The sequence below is a fragment of the Streptomyces sp. HSS9-12 genome (genome assembly GCF_054963655.1).
The window spans coordinates 13,240-37,524 of the sequence record NZ_JBUEGC010000034.1; the positions used below are offsets into that span (position 1 = coordinate 13,240).

Annotated in this window: 15 protein-coding genes, 1 tRNA gene and 3 pseudogenes; 6 read left to right on the plus strand and 13 right to left on the minus strand. The window is 66.2% G+C overall.

The genetic code is table 11. The features are described from left to right. Positions 1–2: 2 nt before the first annotated feature. Both ACY34J_RS18865 and ACY34J_RS18870 read right to left on the minus strand, forming a co-directional pair. Positions 3–2,927, minus strand: coding sequence for a glycoside hydrolase family 2 TIM barrel-domain containing protein (locus ACY34J_RS18865; RefSeq protein WP_462727642.1), 2,925 nt, complete (start codon positions 2,925–2,927; stop codon positions 3–5). A 213-nt stretch (positions 2,928–3,140) separates the two neighbouring features. Continuing rightward, a pseudogene (locus tag ACY34J_RS18870) lies at positions 3,141–3,461 on the minus strand (amidohydrolase family protein); the annotation flags it as partial. Between the two features lie 105 nt (positions 3,462–3,566). On the opposite strand from ACY34J_RS18870, the gene ACY34J_RS18875 reads away from it, so the two are divergent. Beyond that, the gene (locus ACY34J_RS18875) at positions 3,567–4,499 is read left to right on the plus strand and encodes an alpha/beta fold hydrolase (RefSeq protein ID WP_462727643.1); all 933 of its coding nucleotides are present in this window, start codon (positions 3,567–3,569) and stop codon (positions 4,497–4,499) included. Positions 4,500–4,999: 500 nt separating this feature from the next. Then, positions 5,000–5,073: transfer RNA gene (locus ACY34J_RS18880), tRNA-Pro, on the plus strand. 652 nt (positions 5,074–5,725) lie between these two features. Here ACY34J_RS18880 and ACY34J_RS18885 read toward each other — a convergent pair. Further along, positions 5,726–6,010: pseudogene (locus ACY34J_RS18885) on the minus strand (helix-turn-helix domain-containing protein); the annotation flags it as partial. 311 nt (positions 6,011–6,321) lie between these two features. Here ACY34J_RS18885 and ACY34J_RS18890 point away from each other — a divergent pair. Then, positions 6,322–6,738 carry an SANT/Myb-like DNA-binding domain-containing protein gene (locus ACY34J_RS18890; protein WP_462727644.1) on the plus strand — a complete coding sequence of 139 codons (417 nt, stop codon included), beginning with the start codon at positions 6,322–6,324 and terminating at the stop codon, positions 6,736–6,738. Positions 6,739–6,808: 70 nt separating this feature from the next. Here ACY34J_RS18890 and ACY34J_RS18895 read toward each other — a convergent pair whose 3' ends face one another. Together ACY34J_RS18895 and ACY34J_RS18900 are read right to left on the minus strand one after the other, a co-directional pair. Next, entirely contained in the window at positions 6,809–8,197 is a 1,389-nt protein-coding gene (locus ACY34J_RS18895; RefSeq protein ID WP_462727686.1) for an IS4 family transposase, read from the minus strand. 727 nt (positions 8,198–8,924) lie between these two features. Beyond that, a complete protein-coding gene (locus tag ACY34J_RS18900; RefSeq protein ID WP_462727645.1) occupies positions 8,925–9,575 on the minus strand; it encodes a hypothetical protein in 651 nt (216 codons plus the stop codon). Between the two features lie 233 nt (positions 9,576–9,808). Between ACY34J_RS18900 and ACY34J_RS18905 the strand changes: the two genes are divergently transcribed. Genes ACY34J_RS18905 through ACY34J_RS18915 form a run of 3 tightly spaced genes read left to right on the plus strand, consistent with a single transcriptional unit; the run spans position 9,809 to position 16,266 of the window. Next, entirely contained in the window at positions 9,809–11,800 is a 1,992-nt protein-coding gene (locus tag ACY34J_RS18905) for a type I restriction-modification system subunit M (RefSeq protein WP_462727646.1), read from the plus strand. Further along, positions 11,797–13,059 carry a restriction endonuclease subunit S gene (locus tag ACY34J_RS18910; protein ID WP_462727647.1) on the plus strand — a complete coding sequence of 421 codons (1,263 nt, stop codon included), beginning with the start codon at positions 11,797–11,799 and terminating at the stop codon, positions 13,057–13,059. The genes ACY34J_RS18905 and ACY34J_RS18910 overlap by 4 nt, the downstream gene beginning before the upstream one ends. Then, entirely contained in the window at positions 13,060–16,266 is a 3,207-nt protein-coding gene (locus tag ACY34J_RS18915; RefSeq protein WP_462727648.1) for a type I restriction endonuclease subunit R, read from the plus strand. It abuts the gene before it with no gap. Between the two features lie 235 nt (positions 16,267–16,501). Here the strand turns inward: ACY34J_RS18915 and ACY34J_RS18920 are convergent, their stop codons facing one another. The 8 genes and pseudogenes from ACY34J_RS18920 to ACY34J_RS18955 form a co-directional block, all read right to left on the minus strand. Continuing rightward, positions 16,502–18,637 carry an AIPR family protein gene (locus ACY34J_RS18920; protein WP_462727649.1) on the minus strand — a complete coding sequence of 712 codons (2,136 nt, stop codon included), beginning with the start codon at positions 18,635–18,637 and terminating at the stop codon, positions 16,502–16,504. 664 nt (positions 18,638–19,301) lie between these two features. Beyond that, positions 19,302–19,667, minus strand: a complete 366-nt coding sequence (locus ACY34J_RS18925) for a hypothetical protein (protein WP_462727650.1) — start codon at positions 19,665–19,667, stop codon at positions 19,302–19,304. Positions 19,668–19,674: 7 nt separating this feature from the next. Further along, positions 19,675–19,911: pseudogene (locus ACY34J_RS18930) on the minus strand (hypothetical protein); the annotation flags it as partial. A 111-nt stretch (positions 19,912–20,022) separates the two neighbouring features. Next, entirely contained in the window at positions 20,023–21,306 is a 1,284-nt protein-coding gene (locus ACY34J_RS18935; RefSeq protein ID WP_462727651.1) for a tyrosine-type recombinase/integrase, read from the minus strand. After that, the gene (locus tag ACY34J_RS18940; RefSeq protein ID WP_462727652.1) at positions 21,307–21,504 is read right to left on the minus strand and encodes a helix-turn-helix domain-containing protein; all 198 of its coding nucleotides are present in this window, start codon (positions 21,502–21,504) and stop codon (positions 21,307–21,309) included. A 168-nt stretch (positions 21,505–21,672) separates the two neighbouring features. Continuing rightward, positions 21,673–22,923: a DUF3631 domain-containing protein gene (locus ACY34J_RS18945; protein ID WP_462727653.1), complete on the minus strand. Its 1,251-nt coding sequence runs from the start codon at positions 22,921–22,923 to the stop codon at positions 21,673–21,675. Beyond that, positions 22,920–23,102, minus strand: coding sequence for a hypothetical protein (locus ACY34J_RS18950; RefSeq protein WP_462727654.1), 183 nt, complete (start codon positions 23,100–23,102; stop codon positions 22,920–22,922). The genes ACY34J_RS18945 and ACY34J_RS18950 overlap by 4 nt, the downstream gene beginning before the upstream one ends. A 185-nt stretch (positions 23,103–23,287) precedes the next feature. Beyond that, a complete protein-coding gene (locus tag ACY34J_RS18955) occupies positions 23,288–24,202 on the minus strand; it encodes a bifunctional DNA primase/polymerase (protein ID WP_462727655.1) in 915 nt (304 codons plus the stop codon). Between the last annotated feature and the right edge of the window lie 83 nt (positions 24,203–24,285).

Sequence of the window (24,285 nt, forward strand, 5' to 3'; positions counted from 1 at the left end):
CCTCAGCGGTCCCCCTTCCTGGCCAGGACCGAGAAGGCGAAGGAGAACTCGGCCGGCGCGACCTCAAGCCGGTACTGCGGCAGCACCCCCGGGCCGCACGACTGGCTGCCGATGCCATGCTGCCCGTGATCGAGATTGACCCACACAGTCTCGCCCGCCCGCAGATCCGTCGTATGCGCCGCCGCGTCCAGCTGCTCGCTCGTCCAGCGGCGGGCGGTGAACCAGAACGGCTGGTCGCCCGCCATCCGGATGCCGGAGCCGTCCTCGTCGCGCAGCTGCGCCCACCGTACGTCCGCCCGCGCCCCGTTCTCCTGCGGGCGGACGTACGGGGTCTGCATCGCATCGACCGGCAGGGTCCAGCGGCCGATCCGGGAGGCGGCGCGCGTGTCCGGGTACGCCTCGCCCGGCCCGCCGCCGTACCACTCGGCGAGGCCGAGGCCCCCGGACACGCCCAGCCGGATCCCCAGCCGCGGCAGCGGGCACGGCCAGTCCTCACCCTCGGGCGTCACCGACATGGTCAGCCGCAGCACATCGCCGTCGGCGGTCCATCGGTAGGTGGTGGCGAGGCCGAGGTCGGTGGCAGCGGGAGCGACCCGGGCGCGTACGAGCAGCGCGTCGTCATGGAGCGCCACCGCATCGATCCGGTGCCGCATCCGGTGCAGCCCGAGCCGCCGCCACACCGGGCCCATGCGCAGGTCCGGCTGCCAGGGCGCGCCCTCGTCGTTGTCGGTGGGAGCCCGCCAGAGGTCCAGGCGCGGGCCGGCGATCCGGAATTCGCCCAGGCGGCGGAGTTCGCCTGTCGCCACGTCGAAGGTGCCCGGGCCGAGCAGGACGAGGTTACCGGCGCCTGTGCGAGGTGAGGCCGCTGTACCGGTCGTAGGGGACGCGGGCCGGGGACCAGCGGCCAGCTGGGCCCAGGCGATCTCGTACCCGGCCTCCGCCCACGCTGTGTCGGCGGCGAGCAGGGCCCGTACGGTCCACAACGCCTCGCCCGTACGGTCCGTCTCCGGCGGTGCGGGCAGCTTCAGCTCGGCCGACTCACCGGCGCCCAAGTTCGGTACGGCCAGGGGCCCTTTGGCGACGGCCTGGCCCTCGACCTCATAGGCCCAGGTGAACGTCAGATGGGAGAGGTCGGTGAAGTCATGGCGATTGGTGATCCTGACGGTGCCGGATGTGCCATCGCCGCTCATGCGGACCGGCTCGATGACCTTCGCGTACTCGATCAGGCCGGGGGAGGGGGTGCGGTCAGGGAACAGAAGCCCGTCGCAGACGAAGTTGCCGTCGTGGAGCTCTTCGCCGAAGTCCCCGCCGTAGGCGAACCACTGATGTCCGTCGGCTGTGCGCCGGGCGATGCCGTGGTCGGTCCACTCCCAGACGAAGCCGCCCTGGCAACGCTCGTACGTTTCGAACAGCCGCTGGTATTCGGACAGTCCGCCCGGGCCGTTGCCCATGGCGTGCGCGTACTCGCAGAGGATGAACGGCATCGCCCGCCGCCGGGCGTCCAACTCCGCGTCGGCGAGCGGCTCTTCGGCACGCCGGCCGATCTGCTCGACCTCGCTGTGCCGGGCGTACATGCGGGAGTAGACGTCCACGTCCGCGCACGACGGATCGCCCTCGTAGTGCAGGGGCCGTGAGGGGTCCCGCCGGCGGATCCACTGGGCCATGGCGCTCAGGCCGCGGCCGCTGCCGCACTCGTTGCCCAGCGACCACAGGATGACACTGGGATGGTTCTTGTCGCGCTCCACCATCCGGGCCGCGCGGTCCAGCAGCGCGGGCGTCCAGCGGTCGTCGTCCACCGGATTACCGCGCTCGCCGACCGCCCGGAAGCCATGGGTCTCCAGATCGCACTCGTCGATGACCCACAGACCCAGCTCGTCGCACAGCTCGAGGAAGGCGGGGTGCGGAGGATAGTGGCTGGTCCGCACGGCGTTGATGTTGTGCCGCTTCATCAGCAGCACATCGCGGCGCATGGTCGATACGTCCAGGGCCCGGCCGGTCTCGGGGTGGAATTCGTGCCGGTTGACGCCGCGGAACAGGATCCGCCGGCCGTTGACCTTGAGCACGCCGTCCTCGACGGCGACTGTACGGAAACCGATGCGCAGGCGGACGCGTTCGCCCGCGGTGGCCAGCCACGCGTCGTACCGGCGGGGCGTCTCCGCCGTCCACGGCTCGACCGGCACGGTCGCGGTCTCTCCCGTGGCCAGGTCCAGCGCCAGCTCGGCCACGCTCACCCGGCCTGACGGCTCGGCATCGACCCGCAGGGTGCCCCGCCCGCTGCGGTGGTCGTAGGAGGCGTGCACAAAGACGTCGCGCACCGCTTGCCCGGGCCGGTGCACAAGTGTCACATCGCGGAAGATGCCGGGCAGCCACCACTGGTCCTGGTCCTCCAGATAGCTGCCCGACGACCACTGGTGCACCCGTACGGCCACTACGTTGCCGCGCCGCCGCAGCAGCCCGCCGACCGCGCATTCATGCGGCAGCCGGCTGCCCTTGAACGTGCCCAGCTCCTGCCCGTTCAGCCACACCCGGGCGCACGACTCCACCCCCTCGAAGCGCAGCACCGCCTCGCCCGCCTCCGGCCATGTTTCGGGCAGGTCGAAGACGAGCCGGTGGTCGCCGGTCGGGTTCTCCGTCGGCACCCGCGGCGGGTCGACGGGGAACGGATAGGCCGTGTTGGTGTAGGCGGGGGCGCCGTGTCCGTGCAGCACCCAGTGCGCGGGTACCGGCAGGTGGTCCCACCCGGAGTCGTCGAAGTCGTTCCGGGCGAAGGACTCGTCGTACGCGGTGGCCGTCGGTGACAGGCGGAAACGCCAGGTCCCGTTCAGGCTCAGTCGCGCGGCGTCGGAGGTCGCGAACCACGCGCGCGGCGGCAGCGCTCCGCTGCCGGGTGAGATGTCTTCGTAGTAGGGGAGTGTGGAGGCGCTCATGCTTCTCCTCGGTGCGCTCGAGAGCGTCCTGACCGTCCGCCGTGGATGCGGTGGCCAGGAGTAGGACTTCCCGGCGAGCGCCGACCGGATCCGCAAAAAGTGCGGGGAGCCGGGAGCCAACGGCTCCCCGCACGGCTTCGGTTCGCAGCCTCGAGACCGGCTTCGATCCACACATGGGCGGTGGCCGGAAGGCTGGACGGCCGGGCCCCTCGGTCAGGCCCCGGCGTCGCAGCAGCTGTCGCGGCGCAGCTGCCGGCCGGCCTCCAGCCAGTCCCGCTCGCGCAGTGGCCGGGGCGGCCGTGAGGTACCGGTCGTCCCGGAGAACGCCGACACCAGCTCCGACTGTGTGAAGGTCATCCCGCCCCGCAGCACCGAGACCGTACGCACCAGGGCGTCGAAGTGCGTGAACGGATCACCGTCCGGGACCGTCAGGTCCGCGAGCTTCCCCTCCTCGACCGTGCCCAGATCCCGTTCCGCACCGAAAGCACGGGCCGGCGGCACCGCCGCCGTACGCAGCGCCTCGGCGGCCGACAGCCGTGACGGTCTGAGACGGTCTGCGGGATGCCGGCGTACGAGAGCAGGCGAGGGGGAAGGTCGATCACCGGCACCCTTTCCCCATGCTCCCCAGGAGGCGACGGTATGACAGGTACCGCCAAGGCCAATGCGGATCACTTCTCAGCCACGGACGGGGTCCGGGTGGCGACGTACACCTGGCTGCCGGAGGGCGGCCGTCCGCGGGCGCTCGTACAGATCGCACACGGAGCCGCCGAACACGCCCTGCGCTATGACCGCTTTGCGCGCTTTCTCGCCGGAAACGGCTACGGCGTGATCGCCTCGGATCACCGCGGCCACGGCGCGACGGCGGCGTCGACCGGCGGACGGGGTGTGGTGGGGGAGGACGGCTGGCGTGCGATCGTGGCGGACCTGCGGGCCATCGGCGACCGGGCCCGGGCCGAGCACGCGGGGGTGCCGCTGGTACTGCTCGGACACAGCATGGGCTCGATGCTGGCGCGCGACTGCGCACAGGAGTACGGCGGCGAGCTTGCCGGGCTGATCCTCTCGGGGACGTTCCGGTCGCTGCCGGGCGCGGAGACGGAGCGGTCGGTCGCCCGCCTGGAGCGCGAGATCGCGGAGAACGGGCGTACGGCACTCTCGTCGTACATCTCCGAACTGTTCGCGTCCTTCAACGACTCGTACGAGCACCGCACCGGCTTCGAGTGGCTCTCGCGCGACGAGTCCGAGGTCGACCTGTATGTGGAGGACGAGTGCTGCGGCTTTCCGTTCAGCGCGGGGCTGGCGCTGGACTGGGTCCGGGCGGTCCGCAAGATCAATGACCCGCGGAACCTGACTCACATCCCGGCGGATCTGCCGGTCCATATCGCCGTCGGCACGGAGGATCCCTGCAACCAGGGCATGACCTTGGTGTACGAGCTGCTGGAGGACTTCCGCTACCTCGGCACGCGGGACCTGACGTGGAAGGGCTACGAAGGGGCCCGGCACGAGATCCTCAACGAGACGAACCGGGAGGAGGTGCGGGAGGACCTGCTGGCATGGCTGGAGAAGCATGCCTGAGGAACTGCGACAAGCCGCTCCTTGCGTCTCTGGGTGATCATTCGATTTCCCAGGGTGATCGATATGCCCGCTGCGGCTGGTACGCGTCCGCGGCGGCCATGACCGCAGCCGTGGGCGGGGGTGCTGACACAGAATGCGATGGCTGTCCTTGCCCGGTCGCCGAACGAAGTCAGCCCTCGAGTCGAGTCTGAGCTCCCATGACGCCCGAGGGCATCGAGTCCCATCTGTCACACTTACCCCAGATGTCTCGCAGGGAGACGCAGTCTGCTGGACGGGCGCTACGGTGACAGGCCGCTGACGCGGAGTGCCCAGTGGCCCTCCCTTCCCCTCCCCTCCCCTCCCCTTCCTGTCGCGTCACCGGTGATGCACGAGTAGTCGCACATGTCCCACCGTGGCCTGATTCGCCATATCGGACGGTGGCGGGTGGGCAAGCACCCCCTGAGGTGCGGTATTGTTCTCGTGCGCGAGCGGCCGGGCGACAGGCCAGGCCGAACGGGCACCGGGACGTGGCGCAGCTTGGTAGCGCACTTGACTGGGGGTCAAGGGGTCGCAGGTTCAAATCCTGTCGTCCCGACACTGGTCAGAGGCCCTCTGGGATCTTCCCAGGGGGCCTCTGACATCAGCGGCTGACATCAACAGGCGGTTCAGACCGCTGCAGGGACTGCGTGGCGCCGCCGTCGCCCTACTCGTCCTCATCCAAGGCCAGTGCGTCGTCCATGCGCTCAGCGACGGCTTTCAGGGTCGTCACCATCACGTGCGCCTACGTGTCGAGTGTCATCGTAATCGTGCTGTGACCGAACGTTTCCGTGATGGTCCGGGCATCCGCCCCTGGGTGGGACGGCCAGTCGGGGTGGTGAAGACCAACCCGCTCGGCTGCACAGGTGACGGATTCCACCTGTCGCCAACGGCAGCGCGCTCCCGGCGCTGTATCTCCCGGTGCTCCTCAAGCGCGGCCACACACCGCTTGGACAGCGAGATGGTGCGCAGCAACCTGGTGGTCTTCGGCATCCCGAAGATCAACTCTTGCTTAATGCGCTGACGTGTTGGCCCGCTAACCCCCGGCCTTACCCACCCGCGCGCGATTGCCCCCTCCAGACCATCAAGGGGGCATCGGTGTATGCACTACGCCATCGCACAGGGGGACGGCTGAGCTATCCCCGCCGCTTACTTTGGGGAGGGCGGCACCTGCCCGGTTCGGACGAGCCATTCCGCATAGCGCCAGCGCAGCGCTTCAGTACAAAGGCGATCCGCCGCGGACCCCACCCAGGATGCTTGCGCCGCAACTCGCACACCGCCGCCTCCACCTCAGCAGAGGCCTGATGCGGACACGAAACCGGCCTACGGGAACGATCCGCCAACCCCGCCAAACCGGCGGCCTCATACCGGGACTTCCACCCGCTCACCGTCTGCCTGGACACCCCCAGCGAGGCGGCGACCTCCGTCACCGTCGCCCCCGCCAGCACCGCAAGCACAGCGCGGTATCTCTGCTCGACTACCGACAACTCCACCAGCGCCAATCCCGGCCTCCTGCCACACGCCGCAACGACGCGCACAGAAAAGCCGATCACGGCCACTGTCAACCATCAGCTGGGACCGAAGTGTCAAGCATCTCCCGGGACCGGACACTCGGCCGTCTCTGAGCGCGGTACAAGTTTCTCTACTTCATCAAGGCCCGCGCACGGCGCGGGCGCGCGCCGCCTTGTCGGCGGGGCCGCCGCCCTGTCTTCGCCAGCGGCGGCCCCGCCCGGCGGCCGCTGCGTGCCGCGGGCATGGGCGAAAACTGAGCTTTCGCATACGCATTGATCGAGCCAGGATGAGCCCCATGGGGGAATTCACCATGCGCGCAGCGTTCCGTCTCACGTTCACCGACTACCACGAGGACCCAGGCGACAGCGACGTGCTTCGACGAGCGGTCACCGTCCAAGCCGACCGCATCACATTCGACGATGGCAACCTGAACCTTTGGCTCGCTGGTACCCACGTCGGAGAGTTCCCGATCGACATGATTGAGTCCGTCTGTCCCCAGGGCGATGCCGGCAGGAAGCGAGAGTCCCCGGAGGAACTACGTGCCCGCTATCCGCGGATGGGCCACCCATGGTCGCCGGAGGACGACGCACAGCTCGTTGCTCTCTACCAGGAAGGGAAACGTGACTTTGACGCCCTCGGGGAGCGGTTCGGCCGAAAGCCCAGTGCCATCCGATCGCGATTGGCCAAGCTCGGGCTGGAAAGGCTCGCCTAAGAGGGGGCCAAGGCCCAAACGTCTGTGGCTGGGGCGGCCGGTTCCACGACTTTAGCCCAAGACCGGGAAGTTAGGGGCTGGCCGTGTCTGTTGGGGTGGGTTGTGGTGTGAGGGTGATGGTGATCGTGGCGGGTGCCTTGCGACCGACGCTGCCTGCTGTCTTGTTGTAGGCGTAGGGAGAGAGTGTGCGTTTCACGCAGCGGGGGCTGATGCGGGAGCGTCTGCGCCGGTCGGTGAGGTTGCGGGGATGCAGCAGGACGGCCAGGGCCGCGGTGGCTGGAGGGGTGGGGGCGGGAACGGCGGCGGTAATCACCGTGTGGCGTGCAGTGCGCAGGGCGATGGCGAAGGAGAGGCGGTCGGGGTCGAGGCCAGCGCTGTGGGCGGTGTCGTGGATCGCGGTGCGGGTGAGCTGGAAGACGGTCAGCAGGGCATAGATCTCCTGCTCAACGCCTCCCACGGTGTGGGAGCGCAGGACGCGGTCTGCTCCGCGGAGGGTGACTTTCAGTCCGTAGTAGGCGGTCTCGATCTCCCACCGCTGGTGGTAGAGCTCGGCCAGTTCGGCCGCGGGGTAGCGGACGGGGTCCAGGAGAGTGGTGATGAGCCGGACCGTGCTCGTGCGCTGCTGGCCGTCGGTGGTGGTGACGGTGACCTGGTAGCGGATGACACGCACGGTCATGGCAGTGAGCGCAGGCGGCGGTGTCGAGCGCTTGCGGCGCTGCCAGGCGGCCAGGCGGTCGCCGGAGCGGCGGTCGAGGATCTGGGAGAGGTGGCTGCCGTCCGCCAAGGGCTGGATCACCGGCAGCAGGCGTCCGGACTGGACCCGCCACAGCAGGTCAGCTCCCGTAGAGGCGGCGTCTCGGATGGCTTCGTATCCGTCGTATCCACGGTCGGCCAGCAGCAGTATCCCCGGACGCAGAGCAGGCAGCAGGCGGCGGGCCTGCGGCAGTTCCTTGTCGTGCATGGGCCCGAAGACAGCCCCGATCAGCGCCCGGGTGCCGCATTCGACCAGGGCCGTCAGCCGCACCTGCGGATAGCCAGCCGGACGGCTCGTCGCCTTCGCATGGCGTCCGTAGTGCGACACGTTCGCCGCACTGTCGGCCACCTCCACACTCGTGCCGTCCCAGGCCACCACCCGCAGACCACGCCAGAACACCCCCGGCGTCCCCTCGGCACCCACCGGGCCGCACAGCCGGTCGAACAACAACGCCAACGGCGCGGTCCCCAGACGGCGGCGGGCCTGCCGCAGTGCCGCCGCCGACGGATCAGGCACCAGCGGACCGGGCATCCCGGCGGTCAGCGCGGCCCACACCCCTCGGTAGCCACAGTCACCGAACAGGGTCATGGCCAGCACGAAGTAGACGACCACCCGGGCCGGCAGCAGCCGCACCCGCTTCTCCAACCGTCCGGTGGCGGCCAGCACCTCATCGACCAGAACCGGCGGCACCCACCGGGTCAACACCCCCAACTGACCGGGCTTCCACACCCCGGACCGGCCACGCGACCGCGGCGCGGTGGCACACTGAACAGACAACGGAGCCCCCTCCGACTGCGACTTCGACACTCACAGTCCGACAGGGGCTCCGTTGCCACGTCAACCCAGCCCATCTCGCCCTTGACACACCACGCCACCGGCTAACTTCCCGGTCTTGGACTTTAGCCAGCCACTTCGGCGCGAGCCTCGCAGATCATGGCCCCAACGTCGTGCTTTACCGGGCAGGTCCACAGACTGCCCGACGCGCCGAAAGCTTACGAGGCCATGATCACTCGCGCCAAAGCAGCTCCCGGCCAAAGTCGCTCCACCGTCCGCGTGTGTTAGTGACCGGCCGTAGTCTTCGGTCTCACATAGAGGCGCAATCACACCTCTACTGACCTCGTGGGCCGATACTCAAGAAGGTGTAGGTTCGCTTCGCTCTGCCCAAGGTGTTCTGCCACACGGTTTGCACCTCGACAACCACTGATACGGGCTTCATGTAAAACTGCCCGAGGCTTTCGTCTGTAAGGCTGGGGTCTAGTTCTGCGGTAATGATTCGTTCGTCCTCAAGTTGCAGATCCACCTTGCGGAGATTGCTGACCGTTCGGAGGACGCCTGAAAGAGTGATTCGTTCGGTCTACTCACTCACCTTAGTTACGACTGATTCCAAGAAGGCGGCCTCGCGACGGTGAAGACGAGTTGAGCGGATGCCGTTTTACTCAAGTAGGTTCTTAATCAGTGTCTGAAGACGGCCGGCATGCGTAATTCCCAACGGACCGAGGGCATCTCGCAGTTCAGCGATAGACGGTGTATCAGATCGCGCCGAGTCCCACACATCGATCACCCTAGAAATGGCGATATCCACCAGAGGTGGCCCGCCTTCGATGTCTAGAGTCCCTTGATCTTCTGCCGTTTGATTACTCGGATTTTGCGGCTTCTGCCACAAGTGGAAGACGGTAGATCCTGGTGTTGGCTGCGGCGAAAACATCAATTCGACTGAACTACGAAGCGCCTTCCGGCGAGCAGCCTTCCTCGTCCCACCCTGCTCGATTGCTTTTGCACGCAGCGACTCCGCTGCCGCAGTGATCATTCCTTGGAAGTCACCGATAAGCGCAACGGCTAGAGGAACTGGCATCGCTGAAGGTTCAGAACCCTCGGCATGGAACCGCAGAGTAGCGCGACGTCGTGGAACAGGACTTTCAATCCCGCACGCCCTGGCAAGCCGAAAGCGTTGCGCCATGGCTAGGTCAATAGAGTCGCGCGGAATAGTGTCACCGGTCGTTGGCTCGACTTCTCGCCTCAACCATTCCCTAAGGGCCGACTTATTGCCGATCAGGTCAGCAGGGAAGGGTCGCTGATCGCTCACAGCAGCACCTCCACGTAGCCACGGCGCCGAGACAGGCCATCTTCCTCGCCCTTCAGCCGCCAGGGCGGCCTGGCAGCGACTCGACCGAACTGTGGCCGAGCTGCTGGGCCTTGCAACGCCCTTGACCACTGCTCTGCCTCGTGCAGGTCCCGACGGATAGGGTTCGGGTAACGCGCACGGCTCCCGTCGAGCAGAGCTGTGACCGCCCAAGCCTTAGACCGGAGAAGACCTGCGTGAGCGTCCTCAGTCAGTTCGTGTGGAGCGTCGCCGACACCCTGCGCGGCCCCTACCAGGAAGCCGAGTACGGCTCGGTGATCTTGCCGTTCACCGTGCTTCGCCGCCTGGAGTGCGTGATGGAACCGCACCGGGAGGCGATGGCCGAGATCATCAGCGAGTACCCCGGTGATCAGCAGCGCCGCACTTACCTGAAGCTCAAGACGCGCACCCCGGACAATGCGGGCCTGAACTTCTGGACCACCAGCAAGTACACCCTGGAAAAGGCTCTGCAGGACCCGAACAACCTCGCGGCCAACCTCATCGACTACGTCTCTGGCTTCTCGTCGAACCTGGACGTATTCAAGTCCTTCGACTTCGAGAACGTCCTGCGCACCCTCGACGCCCGCGACCGCCTCTCGCCGGTCGTCAAGCACTTCCAGGGGATCGACCTGAGCCCTGAGACCGTCTCGAACGCGGACATGGGAGACCTGTTCGAGAATCTCATCTACCGGTTCGCCGAGTCCGCCAACGACGGCGCCGGCCAGTTCTACACACCCCGCGACGTCGTCCGCCTCCTCGTCGACCTCGTCTACGCCGAGGACACCGAGGCACTGCGCGACCGTAGCCAGGTCCGCTCCATCTACGACCCCACCGTCGGCACCGGCGGCATGCTGACCGTCGCCGACGAGCACCTTCACGACCTGAACGCGTCCGTCTCAACGGCCCTGTTCGGCCAGGAGATCAACCCGCGCACCTACGCGATCTGCAAGGCCGACCTGCTCATCAGGGGCCAGGACCCGACCAACGTCCGCCAGGGCGACACCCTCGTCGTCGACCGATTCGAGGACCGCAAGTTCGACTTTGTCCTATCGAACCCGCCATTCGGCACCGACTGGAAGGCCGTCGCCTCCGAGGTGACCGCCCAGCACGAGCGCGGCGGGCAGGGACGTTTCGCCCCGGGCCTACCCGCCGTCGGGGACGCCGCGATGCTGTTCTTGCTCCACGTGGCCTCGAAGATGCGCGACGTCGACGAGAACGGCCACGGCGGGAAGGCTGGCATCGTCCTCAACGGCTCGCCGCTCTTCAACGGCGGCGCAGGATCCGGACCGTCCAACATCCGTGGGTACATGCTGGAAAAGGATCTGGTCGAGGCCATCGTCGCCCTCCCCAACGACATGTTCTACAACACCGGCATCGCTACCTACCTGTGGATCCTCTCGAACGCCAAGCCCGCTGAGCGCAAGGGCACCGTCCAGCTCATCGACGCCACTGGGCTCGGCTCCAAACTGCGCAAGTCGATCGGCGCCAAGCGGGTCGAGGTGGCTGAGAAGGCTCGCACCGCCATCGTGCGGGCATTCGCCTCCCGCGAGGCATCGGACACCTCGAAGGTCTTCGAGAACCGCGACTTCGCCTACTGGACGATCACAGTCGAGCGTCCCCTGCGCCTCAGGTTCCAGTGCACCGCCGAGCGGATCGCCGACGTGGCCGACCACAAGACCCTTGGCAAGATCCCGGACCTGGTTGAGGCCCTCGGCTCTTTCGGCGAGCAGGTCTACTTCAATAGGGAGGAGTTCCTCCGCGACCTCGGCAAGCACCTGCGTGAGTACCCAGTCACGCTGACTGCGGCTCAGCGCAAGACACTGTGGCAGACGATTGGCGAACACGATGACGACGCCGACGTCTGCCGCTACACCTCCGGCCCGCACAAGGACGAGATCGAGCCCGACCCTGCGCTTCGCGACACAGAGAACATCCCCTTCGGCTGGGGCGGTCACCCGAAGACCCACGATGCCGCCGAGGAGACCATCGACGCATACGTCGAGGCCGAGGTCAAGCCGCACGTGCCCGACGCCTGGGTCGACAAGGCCAAGACGAAGACCGGCTATGAGATCCCGTTCACCCGGCACTTCTTTCGGTACGCCCCGCCGCGGCCGCTGGAGGAGATCGACGCCGACCTCAACCGCGTCGTCGGCGAGATCCTGGAGATGCTGCGGGAGGTGGAGGCATGAGTTCGTACGACCTTGCCGCAAGCGGGTCTCCGTGGCTCGGAGATGTCCCATCTCACTGGCGGGTAAGTCGCTTCGGATACGAAGCGCTGGTCAACGGGGGACAAGTGGACCCGCGTATAGAGCCATGGCGCTCTATGATCTTGGTCGCACCAAACCATATTGAGAGCGGTACCGGCCGAATCGTTGGTCGTGAAACGGCCGCCGAACAAGGTGCAGACTCTGGTAAGTATTTGGCCAGCGCGGGCCAGATTATCTACTCGAAGATCCGACCAGCTCTCAACAAGGTCACCATCGCAGTTGAAGACTGCCTATGTAGCGCTGACATGTATGCAATGTCGTTCCGGCCGACCGTCCTTCCCCGTTATGCGCTCTACTACATGCTCGCACGGCCGTTTCACTCGTATGCGACGGTCACCTCAATGCGCGTCAAAATGCCGAAGATCAATCGCGATGAGCTTGCTGCCGTCCCATGGCTCGTTCCTCCGCTTGAAGAGCAGCGAGCCATCGCAAATTCCCTAGACCATGAGACGACGCAGATCGACGCTCTGGTCGCCAAACAGAACGAGTTCATCGCGCTACTCCAGGAGCGCCGGTCGAATCGAACTGCCGATATTCTGGCGGACCTGGGCGTGCCCGACACGCAGTTGCGGAGAGTCGCTCGAATTCAGACCGGCGTCACCTTGTCAGGAAACGGGGATCCAAATCTCCCGTCATGGCCTTACCTGCGAGTCGCCAACGTACAGATGGGCCATGTGGACCTATCGGAGATCAAGACGCTCCACTTGTCAGAGCGGGTTGCTTCTTCTTCGATGCTCCGAGCTGGCGACGTGCTCATGACCGAGGGCGGCGACATTGACAAGCTGGGGCGCGGCACCGTTTGGGACGGTCTTATCAACCCAATGCTCCATCAGAACCATGTGTTCGCCGTCCGGCCAAAACCCGGAAATCTGCTGCCAGAGTACCTGGCGCTATGGCTCGATTCGCCCACCGCGCGGGAATATTTCTACGTGACGGCAAAGAAGACAACCAACCTTGCGTCGACAAACAAGACCATTGTTGGTCAGCTTCCGATTCGTGTGCCGTCCATTGAACAACAGAATTCTGTAATTCAGCGTCATTCCCAAGAGGTTGGTCGGATCGACGCCCTGATCGCCAAGGCGCAAGAGCACATCACCTTCGCCAAGGAACGTCGTGCCGCGCTCATTACGGCCGCGGTGACTGGACAGATCGACGTACGGACTACTCAGAAGGCAGGCTGAATGATGGCGTCCTCGGATCAGACCCACGAGGAGGCATTCGAGACCGAGATCGCCGAGTACCTGGCCGCCCACGGCTGGGAGTACAACACCTCCGACGACGGTTATGACGCTAAGCGCGCCTTGTGGCCCGAGGACGCCCACTGGTGGCTGAGCACCACCCAGGCCGAGGAGTACGAGAAGGTCGTCAAGATCGGCACGCCGAGCGAGCAGGCCGACAAAGACGCGCTCCTCGACGCCCTCGTGAAGCGTCTAGACACCCCTATGGCCTCCGGCGGCGGCACCCTTAACGTGATGCGCCGGAAGTTCTCGCACACCCGTGGTGCGACAGCTCACTTCCGGTTGTGCCAGTTCGCGCCGGCGACGACGCTGAACCCGACGGTGACAAAGGCGTACGAGTCGGTGAGGCTGCGGGTGGTGCGGCAGGTGCACTACTCGTCGGCCCGCGGTGACAACCGGTCGATCGACCTAGTGTTCTTTGTCAACGGCCTGCCGGTGGCAACGCTGGAGCTCAAGTCCTTCTTTAAGCAGGAGTGGCGCACTGCAGTCAAGCAGTACAAGCAGGACCGCCAACCAAAAGGCCAGCCGCTCCTCGGCTTCGGCACTCGCGCCCTGGTCCACTTTGCCGTCGACGACGACGAAGTCTGGATGACCACGAAGCTGGCCGGCGACAAGACCCACTTCCTGCCGTTCAACCGGGGCCACGCCGACGGCGCGAAAGGCAACCCCTCGAACCCGAGCGGCGCGGCCACCTCCTACCTATGGGAGGAGGTCCTCGAGCGGCACAACTGGCTCCACATCCTCGGCACCCTGATGTTCCTGCGCAAAGACGAGGACGAGGACCCGGCCACCGGGAAGATCAAGCGCACGACGACGCTAATGTTCCCCCGCTACCACCAGTGGCGTGCAGTGCGGCGGATCGTCAACGAGGTCCGCGCTGGCGGGCCGGGGCGGCGATATCTGATCGAGCACTCGGCCGGCTCGGGCAAGACCAACACGATCGCCTGGACCGCGCATCACCTCGCTCGGCTGCACGATGAGGACGATCGCAAGGTCTTCGACAAGGTCCTGATTATCTCCGACCGCAAGGTCCTCGACCGGCAACTCCAGGACGCCGTTAGCCAGGTCGACGACTCCGGCGACTCGGTGGCCATCATCAATTCCGCCGCCGTGCGCCGCTCGGGCGGCTCGAAGTCCCGGGCCCTACTCGACGCGCTAACCGGGCCTGCTCTGGCCGTCGTGGTCACGATCCAGACGTTCCCCTACGTTAAGGGCCTGATCGACACGACGCTCGGCGACAAGGTGTTCGCCGTCATCGTCGATGAGGCCCACACCTCCCAGTCCGGCAAGACGGCCAACGCCCTGAAGAAGGTCCTCACCGAAGGTGGGCAGGTCGCCGAGGACGAGGCGGTCGACACCCAGGACGTCGTCAACGAGCTCCTCTCTGCCGACGACGAGCACGCCAAGCGCGAGCGCCGGATCTCCGCCGAGACGGCTGCACGAGCCGCGTCACCGAACGTGTCGTTCCTTGCGTTCACCGCCACGCCGAAGCACAAAACGAAGACCCTGTTCGGGCGCCCCGGCGAGGATGGCAAGCCCGAGTCCTTCGACGTGTACACGATGCGGCAGGCCATCGAGGAGGGGTTCATCCTCGATGTGCTGCGTGGTTACCAGACGTACAAGACCGCCTTCGAGATCGAGGAGCGCGGCGCCGATGGCGTCGTTACCACGATCGGCAGCGACGATGAGGGCCAACTGGTCGACCCGAAGGCCGCGACGAAGAAGATCATGCGGTTCAAGAACCTGCACCCGTCCAACATCGGGCAGAAGGTCGAGATTATCGTCGAGCACTTCCGGGCCAACGTCGCGCACCTCCTCAACGGCCAGGCCAAGGCCATGGTCGTCACCTCCTCACGCCAAGCAGCCGTCCGCTACAAGATCGAGACGGACAAGTACATCCGCACCAAGGGCTACAAGCTCAAGACGATCGTCGCGTTCTCCGATGACGTCACCGACGAGGAGTACGGCTTGGAGAACGCCACCGAAGCGTCCTTGAACCCGGGCCTCGGCTCCGATCTCGCCCGTGAGTTCAGGCGCCCCGACTACCGGCTGATGCTGGTGGCGGAAAAGTTCCAGACCGGCTTTGACCAACCGCTGCTGTGCGCGATGTACGTCGACAAGCAACTCCCCGACGTCCACGCCGTCCAGACACTCTCCCGCCTCAACCGCACCTACCGCGCCCCGTCAGGGGAGACGAAGGACCAGACGTTCGTCCTCGACTTCGTCAACGACCCCGTTGACATTCAGAATTCATTCCTGCAGTACTACACCGAGGCCCACGTCGAGACTGCCACCGACCCCAACCTCGTCCACCAGCTCGCCACGAAGCTCGCCCAACCCGGCATCTACACCCGTGCCGACATCGAACGCTACGCCGAAGCCTGGTGGGGCAAGCAACGGCACTCGGCACTGGCGGCGGCGATCGCACCGGCCCGCGACGAGTTCACCAACCGATGGGCCGACGCAACCGAAAGGGACGACCGTGAAGCCCTGAACGAGCTGCGAACCTTCCGCAAGGACTGCGGCTCCTACGTCCGCCTCTACGACTTCATGTCTCAGGTCGTCGACTACGCGACCACCGACTTGGAGAAACTCGCCGAGTTCCTGCGCCAGCTGGTGCGCCTGCTCGCGGTCGAAGATCCCCGAGCCGACGTGGACCTGTCCGGGATAGCCCTGAAGCGGGTGCGGCACGTTGACCAGGGCAAGGCGGCTATAGCGCTGTCCGGAGATCAGGAGACGCCGGGGCTGCGGGGCGTCGCTGGCATCGGTACCGCCGTGGCCCGCGATCCGCAACAGGTACTGCTGTCGGAGGTTATCGCCAAGATCAACAGCCTGTTCGGCGGTGAGTTCGCGGACCCCCAGATCGGCGGCTTCGTCACGGCCGCGGCCGGGATGGCCGAGGAGGATCCGCTGATCGCCGAGCAGATCGACAACAACGCCGAGGACCAGTTCCTCATCTCCCCCAACCTGCGTGAGGCCCTCGCCGACGCGGCCGTCCTCAATGAAGGGGCTTTCGGAAAGCTGACCGGCGCGCTGACCGGCGAGAGCGAGCGAGCCGAAGAGCTCATCCAGCTGATCGGTGCCTATCTGTACCGGTCCCGGCGCGCGCGCACGGAGCCGGAGGCTGAGCCGGAAGATCTAACGGAATGATCCCCTGAGGGGGCCTCACGGGGGCTGACCAGAACCTTCCCACTCCATCACACGGCAGTGCCTGCGCTGTACCCCAGTCTCCTGTCCGCCGGCCCGGGCGTCCGCTCCCCCGCCCCGGCCTACCACTCCGCGGGCAGGACGAGCGGGGCCGTAATCCAACAGCGACTGTGAAACAACAACATCGCTGGAGCCAACATGCCTTGAGTCGGGATGATGGGATTTCCGTTGACCTCACTCATTCCTGTTCGGCCTGCTCGTCAAGCAATGTCCGTGCCAGCTCGGAGAGGGTTGCACCACCGTCCAGCGTCCACCGTGCGGGACCTTGAACGGCCACAGGGGCTTCCTCCCAGCCTGCGAGTTCGTAGAGGTTCAGGACCAGGCGCGTCGGCGAGTAAGCGCGCCCGTCGACCGCCCACACAAGACACCGTGTCCGATCGTTTACCCACGCTGCCTCACCGCGTCGGGGGTCCTCCGCGAGCCAAGGCGTGAGCGCGTCGACCTCGGGCTTGTTCCACAGGCGTAGCCGGACTGGCGTGCCGTTCCTGATCCTTCCGTGATCCACGAGGGTAGGCACAGCGTTAGGGCGGCGTGGCTTGCGCTTGCTCTCCTTGGTGGCCTTGTAGATGGCCGGTAGGTCGGGGATGACCCCTTCGCGTTCGGCGTCGCGCAGTACCAGCTCCGCCAGTCGCTTGCAGCGCCCGGCGTCAGTGAGTGTTCCACTGAGGAAGGAGGTCGGTCCGTACTCCGTGTCAATGTGGTGGATCAACCAGGACAGAACCCGATTGGTGAGTGCAGGAACCTCTCGCAGAGCCGCATCCCAGTCGTACTCCGGATCGTCGATGCGGTCCTGATCGAGAAGCTGAAAGACCAGATGGGTGACGAGTAGGTCGCCTCGCTGGCTCACGTCGGCGGCGCGCTTCTGGAACCGCTTGCGTTCTTCATTGAGGGCGGTACCCACGGTGCGGTGAACAAGTACAGAGCGCCAGATCTGGAAGGCTCCAGGACGCTCCCCGAAGAGGCGAGGGTAGGCGCCTCCGCTACCACGCTCCCAGAGAAGGTCTGTATCTCGCTTTGCACGTACGGCGAGGTCGGTGTTGCGGTGCGCACAAGCCAGGGCAATGGCGGCGTGCACCACAGAGCAGCCCTCGTCCGGCGCTGGATCGGGCTCACCACGCTTGAATACGTAGGTCTTTTGGAGAGACAGCATGAAGTCTTCGCGGATCATCGCCTGCACCTCGTCCAAGGCGATGAAGTCGCGCTGTTCCACGTGGTTCTGCGTATTGGTTGTCTCTGTGATGCGCTGTGCGAGATCCGACATGTTCTTGTCGACGACGATCACCTTGACCGTGACCTCAGCGTCCTCGACCGCCTCAGGGAACGTCTTAGTGGCGCGGTGTGCCGCCGCGACGGTTTGCGCGCCGTTTACGACGCTGACTCCTGAGAGGTGCAGGTGCACGGGTTCGTCTGGACGGCGGCGCCCCGGCCATTCCTCTTCTAGCTGATTGCACAGCACAGTCACACCGTTATTAAAGAGCCAGAAATTCTCAGGCTCGTCCACCAGAGTTCTCAACATGCCCGAATTAACTCGGGTTGTACCCAGGGATTGACGCAAGTTCTGCTCGTACAACTGGCTTTCATGTTTTTGATACCATTCGGCAATATTGCTTGCTGGAACCGTACCCTGATACGCAGTGAGTGGAGTGTTCCTTCGAAGCCAGTTCGTCATCCGCACGGTTACCCGTACAGGCTCGGGAGCAAGATCCTCACGGATCTGTCGGAGGATGTCCGCAGCGGGAACCACGCGGTACTCAAGGACCGGCCCAAGGCCGTTGAACTCGTTCCGAGCGTCTTCAAGAACGTTGATGGTTTCCCTGCCAAGTGTCCCCACACCCATGACAGCGATCACCAGAGTTACCTTGAGTCGCGCGTCATGCATCGCTGCGTTGACACGAGCAGCGACTGGCTCCAGGCGGTTGTTGAAGCGGTCGAAACTTCGCTGCTCGATGAGGCGAAGACCAGCGATGAGCTTGTGCGCCGCATTGGTGTCGAGCTTGCCCTTGCCTTCGTCGCTCCACTTGGCTTGGACGAGCCAGACCTCTTGTGTGCCCTCAGTGACGGCCACACCGTCGATGCCTTGGTCATCTTCACCGTCGATGACGGAGGCGCCGGCGGCCTTGTGATCACAACCTGTCACTTGGCGTACGGCAGCCGCTGTCAACGCGCGGGAGAGGAAGCGCTGTTCGTAGCCCTGCCGGTCGTACCCTTTGAGGTCCTCGTCATAGATGAGCCCCTGGTATTGCTGCAGAAGCGCAGTGCGGATCTGGTGAATACGGATAGGGGCCGTTGCAGCCCTGCGTTCTGTCTCTTCCAAGTCCGCCCCCAATGCCCTGCGCTGCGTTGCGCTGACACAGTCTAGGGACAGACCAGGAGGGCAGGGGGCTGATCGTCGCCACGTGGTCCAAGGGGATCCTCTGAGCTGACGCAAAATCATCTTGCCCCAGCGCTGTCATAGATGACTAGGCCGCTGCGTGAGCGGACGAGGTGTCACAGGATGGGTTGGGCGGCACCCTGCGCTCACCCTTGCCTCTCTGACGCGCTAATAGATCAGGTCCACTGTCACCAAGGCTCTGGCACCTTCGATTTGCCCGCCCCACGGCGCGGTCCAGGACAACAGTCGTCGAAGAAACAGGGTGGCGGGCGGCTCTGATCAGGTCCGCGAGCTCGCCCCGCCGGGTGACCAGGTCTTCGACCACGTGTGTCCCGTTCGTATCCGCCACATTGCCCATCTTGCTCGACAACATCGTCGACAAGGGCCGATTCCACGGCAGCATCTCTGAGCTTTGGCCGTGGCGTGCCAGATCCATGCCAGAACGAGCGGTCAGTCATGGTCAACTGCGGAGGCTCACGGCCTCAGTCGTGGGTCACCGGGTCCGCTGGCCAGTGTCCGCAGTGACCAGCGGAGACGGCTTGGAGAACACCACCAGGCTTACAAAGCAGCCGTCGGTCTCCGTAGGCGATTCTCGCCTCGGTGCAGGTCAGCGAGGGATCCGCCGGCCCGCACGGGTGAGGACGAGTGTGAGGCACCCTAGCCACTGGCCGTCGTCCGGATACTCCCAGTTCCCGCTTTCTGCCAGAAGGGCTGCGAGGCCCTGGCGCGGGATGGAGGGGCCGGGCTGGTAGCCGCGGGCTCCCTCGGGGGAAGTCCAAGGGACCAGGCGTGCCACCTCGATCCATCCCTTGTCGATCAGGGACAGCAGGACGACGGCCAGATCGGAGGAGGGCCTCGAGGCGAAAGGCTCATCCAGATCACCCCAGACGCCGGGCAGGATGTCGATCTCGGAGGCGTTGATCATGAATGCGCGCTCCACAGGCGACAGCTTGTCCGTTGCGGGATGGCTCATGCAGCGATCATTGCAGCCTTGAGCCGCCTGGGCCGTCTCTGGGCCGTGCGAGGTTGGCCAACGGTGACAGAGGACACCCACGGGTGACCGCCGTCGCACCGCTCTGGCCTGGGGCGCCGTTGTCGATCTGCGACACTGGGTCGACGGCATTGCGCGTCCGCTCCTGACTGGACGGCATCAGGTGTGCATACACCCGCAGTGTCAGCCCCGGGTCGGCGTGCCCCAGGTACTGGCTGACGGCCTTTGGAGGTCAAGGGGTCGCAGGTTCAAATCCTGTCGTCCCGACACTGGTCAGAGGCCCCTTGGGATTTTCCCAGGGGGCCTTCGACATCAGCGGCTGACATCAACGGGCCACTCAGCCGGCCGCAGGGACGCCTCCGCCGCCATCGCTGTCCTCCTCGTCGTCATCGGTGCCGAGCGCGTCGTCCATGCGTTGAGCAGCAGCTCTCAAGGTCGTCTCCATCACGTGCGCGTACGTGTCGAGCGTCATCGTGATCGTGCTGTGACCGAGCGTTTCCATGATGGTCCGGGCATCCACCCCCTGAGCCAGTAGCAGCGAAGCGCAGGTGTGCCGCAGGTCGTGAACGCGCACCCGGCGGACGTGGGCTTTGCGGCACAGGACCGTCAGCATGCGATTCAGGCTCCGCGGGTCGGTGGGACGGCCCGTAGGGGTGGTGAAGACCAAGCCGCCCGGCTGCACGAGTGACTGGCTCCACTTGTCGCCGGCGATGGCTTGCTCCCGGCGCTGAACCTCCCGGTGTTCCTTGAGGGCGGCCACGCATCGCTTGGGCAGCGAGATGGTCCGGAGCGATCGAGCGGTCTTCGGCGTGCCGAAGATCAGTTCCTGCTTGATGCGCTGGAGATTCCGCCGGACCCTCAGCTGTCCCCTGTCCAGGTCGATGTCCTGCCAGGTCAGGGCGAGTACTTCCCCGCGACGCAGCCCTGTGGAGACCAGCAGCAACCATAGGGCGTACAGGCGGTGGTCACGCGCGGCCTTGAGCAGCATCCTGGCCTCCGTCCGGTCCAACGGTCGCACTTCTTGCCGGGCGACGGTTGGGGTCTCCACGATCTTCGCGACGTTGCGGGCGATGAGTTCTTCGCGGACAGCGTGCTGGAGAGCTGAGCGCAGTACTGCGTGGACGTACTGAACGGTGCGTGCCGATGGCCGGCGGTTGCAGCACTTCCCGATCGCGCAGCACGTCCGTTCACCCTCTTTGCGGGCCGCGTCGACACGGCGCAGACAGCACAGGCAGGCGTCCTTGAACGCCGCGAGGAACGTGCGGATGTCGGCGGGGGAAAGCCGGTTGAGCTTCTTCCTGCCGAGGGAGGGCGTGATGTACAGGCGCGCCATGATCTCGTAACTCGTGAAGGTGGACGGCTTGAGCCGTGCGGAGGCCGCGGTCGCCAGCCAGTAGGTGAGGTAGTCCCCCAGCGGCATGGCGGACGTGGCGGCGGGGATGCCCTGACGAGTCTTCTCCTGAAGCTCGGTGAGCTTGTCCGCCACGTCGGCGCGGGTCTTCCCGTAAACGAACTTGCGGACGCGTGTTCCGTCCGGACGGTAGACGTAGGCAGCGCCCTGGTAACGCCCGTCCTTCCTCCTGGTGATGGTGCCTTCGCCATTGGCTCGACGCTTGGCCATTCAGGCAGCCTCCTCGATGCTGTGCTGGATAAAGGCGCGGAGCGCGTCCACCGGGATGCGACGAGAGCGGCCGGCCTTGAGGCTCTTGAGCTGACCGGAGCGGAGGAGGTCGTAGACCTTGCTTCGGCTGAGCCGCAAGGCGGCCATGGCCTCTTTGACGGTGACGGCTTCAACAGAGCTGGGCAGGGGGGTGTTCAACGAGGTATGCCTCCTCCGCAGGGGGGCTCGGGGTTCTTTGGGGATCCGCAACAGCCGCCACGCCGCAACATTGCTGGTCAGGGGCTTGGATCTGTGGCGGATAGCGGTTTTGTTGCGGATAGGTGCCGCCACGTCGGGACGTGGCGGCACCTCTGGGGTGGTGGTTGGTCAGCCGACGACCCTGAGCGGGCGCGTGGCGGTTTCCGGAGCCGTGTGGCGGATGCCGGGAAGCGGATTCGCCACAGATTCACCCCCGCTGACCTGGGGTGTGGCGGATGTTGCGGATGTTGCGGATTCTCCGGGGGGTGGGGGGCAGTACCGCGCCCACGCGTCCTGGAGGTCTTCCGCGTAGTAGCCCTTCGGGGTCCCGGAGGCGGTGCGGATGCCGCGCGGCTTGATGGGCTTGTTGTTCGGGGTGACGTACTGCCCGAGCAGCTTCGACAGCATCCGTGAGTTCAGCGGCTTGTCGTCGATGTCGCCCCAGGGAGCGTCGTCCATGGCGAGGAGACATTCGAGGATGACGGCGGTGGGCATGCGGTCGGCGCCGCAGAACACCTTGTCGCGCAGGTCGGTGAGCAGCCTCACCCCGAGGGAGGCTTCGTCGTTGTCGTGGGCGGCGTTGACCAGTTCCAGGCAGGCAGCGCGGGCGCGGGCGGGCCAGTGCCCGCCGGCGGCGTCGGCGACGGCGAGCAGGGGCTCCCACACGTCGGCGGGCCGGTCGGTGACGCCTTCGGGCATCTCGGGCCAGGCGTCTGCGACTTCGTCCCGGACGGTGTCGGCCCACTGGGCGAGCCGGTCGCGAAGGGCGTTGCCCTGCTGTTCGTGGATGCGGCGGCGGTAGGGCTCGACCTTCTCGTTGGGGGCGCGCTTGCGCATGCGGATGATGACCGAGCGGGTGAGGATCGTGTCCGGCAGAGAGCCGAGTCCGGCCATGGCGACGGCGCAGAAAGACGAGAACCACGCTGCGGTCTGGTTGGCGCCGTCCCCGACGCAGCGCAGCGACTTGCCGCCCCGCCGATAGCCGGAGTTGAGGAAGCCGCGCACGGGTTCGTTGTCACCGGCCTTCGGGCCGAATACGGTGTCGATCTCGTCGAAGAGGAGGGTCGGAGGTCCCTCGGGGGCCTCGACCAGCCGGAAGAGCGCATTGGGGGAGGCGTTGACCGTGGTCGCGGCTCGGGGAGTGAGTGTTTCGATGATCTCCAGGGCGCGGGATTTGCCCGAGCCTGGTTCGGGCGAGAGGAAGGCGATGCGGGCGGTGCCGTCGAAGGCGTCGATGAGGTGGGCATGTGCATCCCACAGAACGACGGCGACGTAGGCCGCTTCGGTGGGGAAGATGTTGAAGCGGCGGTGGAACGCTTCGACCTCGTCGAGCAGCGTGGCGCCGTCGATGGATGGTGCGGGCGGCTTGGGGGCGTTCACCCGGCGTTCCTCCCTTCGGTGGTGTGGCGGAGCGGGCAGTGCCCGCGGTGCGCTTCGTGTTCGTCGATCAGGGCGAGCACGCGGAGGCGGCCGATGGCCATGCGGTTCCGGCCGCACTCGCAGGTGGAAGTGGCGGTGGGGACGGTGCCTTTGGGGGCGCGGATGTGGAGCCACGCCATGGGGAAGCGCCCGTCGCCGCGAGCCGCGGCGTGCGGGGGCTGTTCCGTGCGAAGGGCTGAGAGGACGCCCTGACGGGCGGCCTCTTCTCGGCCGCCCACCTGAGCCGCAGGTGCCGCCGTGTCGGCGGAATCCGGCCCGTGTGCGGTGCCAGGGAGGCTTTTCAGGGGCGGGCGGGACGGGCTGGTCATGCGGCCTCCCGCGGCTTGCAGGTGCGGATGGACCAGTCCAGGGCGCTGCGGATGGTGGCGCGGCACTCGGACGGGGACAGTCCGGTCGCCTCGCCGGCCGCCTGAAACGCCTCCTCCACTACGTTCCGGGCGATCTCGCCCCAGGCCACGAAGCGGCCCAGGGCGCGGGCGCCCTCCAGCAGCCGGTTGTTCCGCCCGCCCTCTGGCGTGGCCCTCACGTCAGCGGTTTCGCGCTCCAGAGCGACCTCCGCCCGGCAGGTGGCCTGGCCCGGGATGAGGAGCGGTGCGGGCGCCGCGGCGGGCGTGGGCGGGCTCTGAAGGCGGTGCATCAGCCAGGTGGGCAGTTCCGCCACGGGGGCGCGGTTGACGGCGTCGTAGGCGCCATGGTGGGTGGTGCTGCCTGCTGCGACGATGTTGCCGCCCCAGCCCCGAGTGTCGATCTTTTTGGCGAGCAGGTCTTTGCTGCTGCCCAGCCCGATGCCCGGGTCGACCTGAAAGTACAGGTGGAGGCCGCCGCTGGGCGTCCGCACCGTGTAGGTAGTCGGCCAGGACTGTCCGGCGCGCTCGCAGAGCGCCGTGAAAGACGTCACGCCGTCAGGCGTGTCCTTACTGTCTTTGTCCTTGGGCACGTCCAGGTCCACCACGAGCAGGCCGGAGGGACCGGTGGCGATGCCGACGTTGAAGGGACCTGCGGACCATGCTGCGCGGATGCGTTCGGGATCTGTGGTGGCGCGCTGTTCCCACTTGCGGTGTCCGCCTGCGCACTCGCCGGTTCCCGGGCAGGAATGCTCTCCGTGCAGCGCAGAGCCCTTGGCGCCGGGCCGGAGGGGGTGAATGTGCCAGCCGCGTGCAGCAGCGGCCAGAGCGGCGTACAGGAGTCCTGCTCGCCGTTGATCAGGGAGTTGGGTCATGCTGGAGACCTCCAACGGGTCTGTGAAGGGGCTGGTTGGCCGGGGCGACCGCGGATCTTTGGCGAGATGGGGCGGTCGCCCCG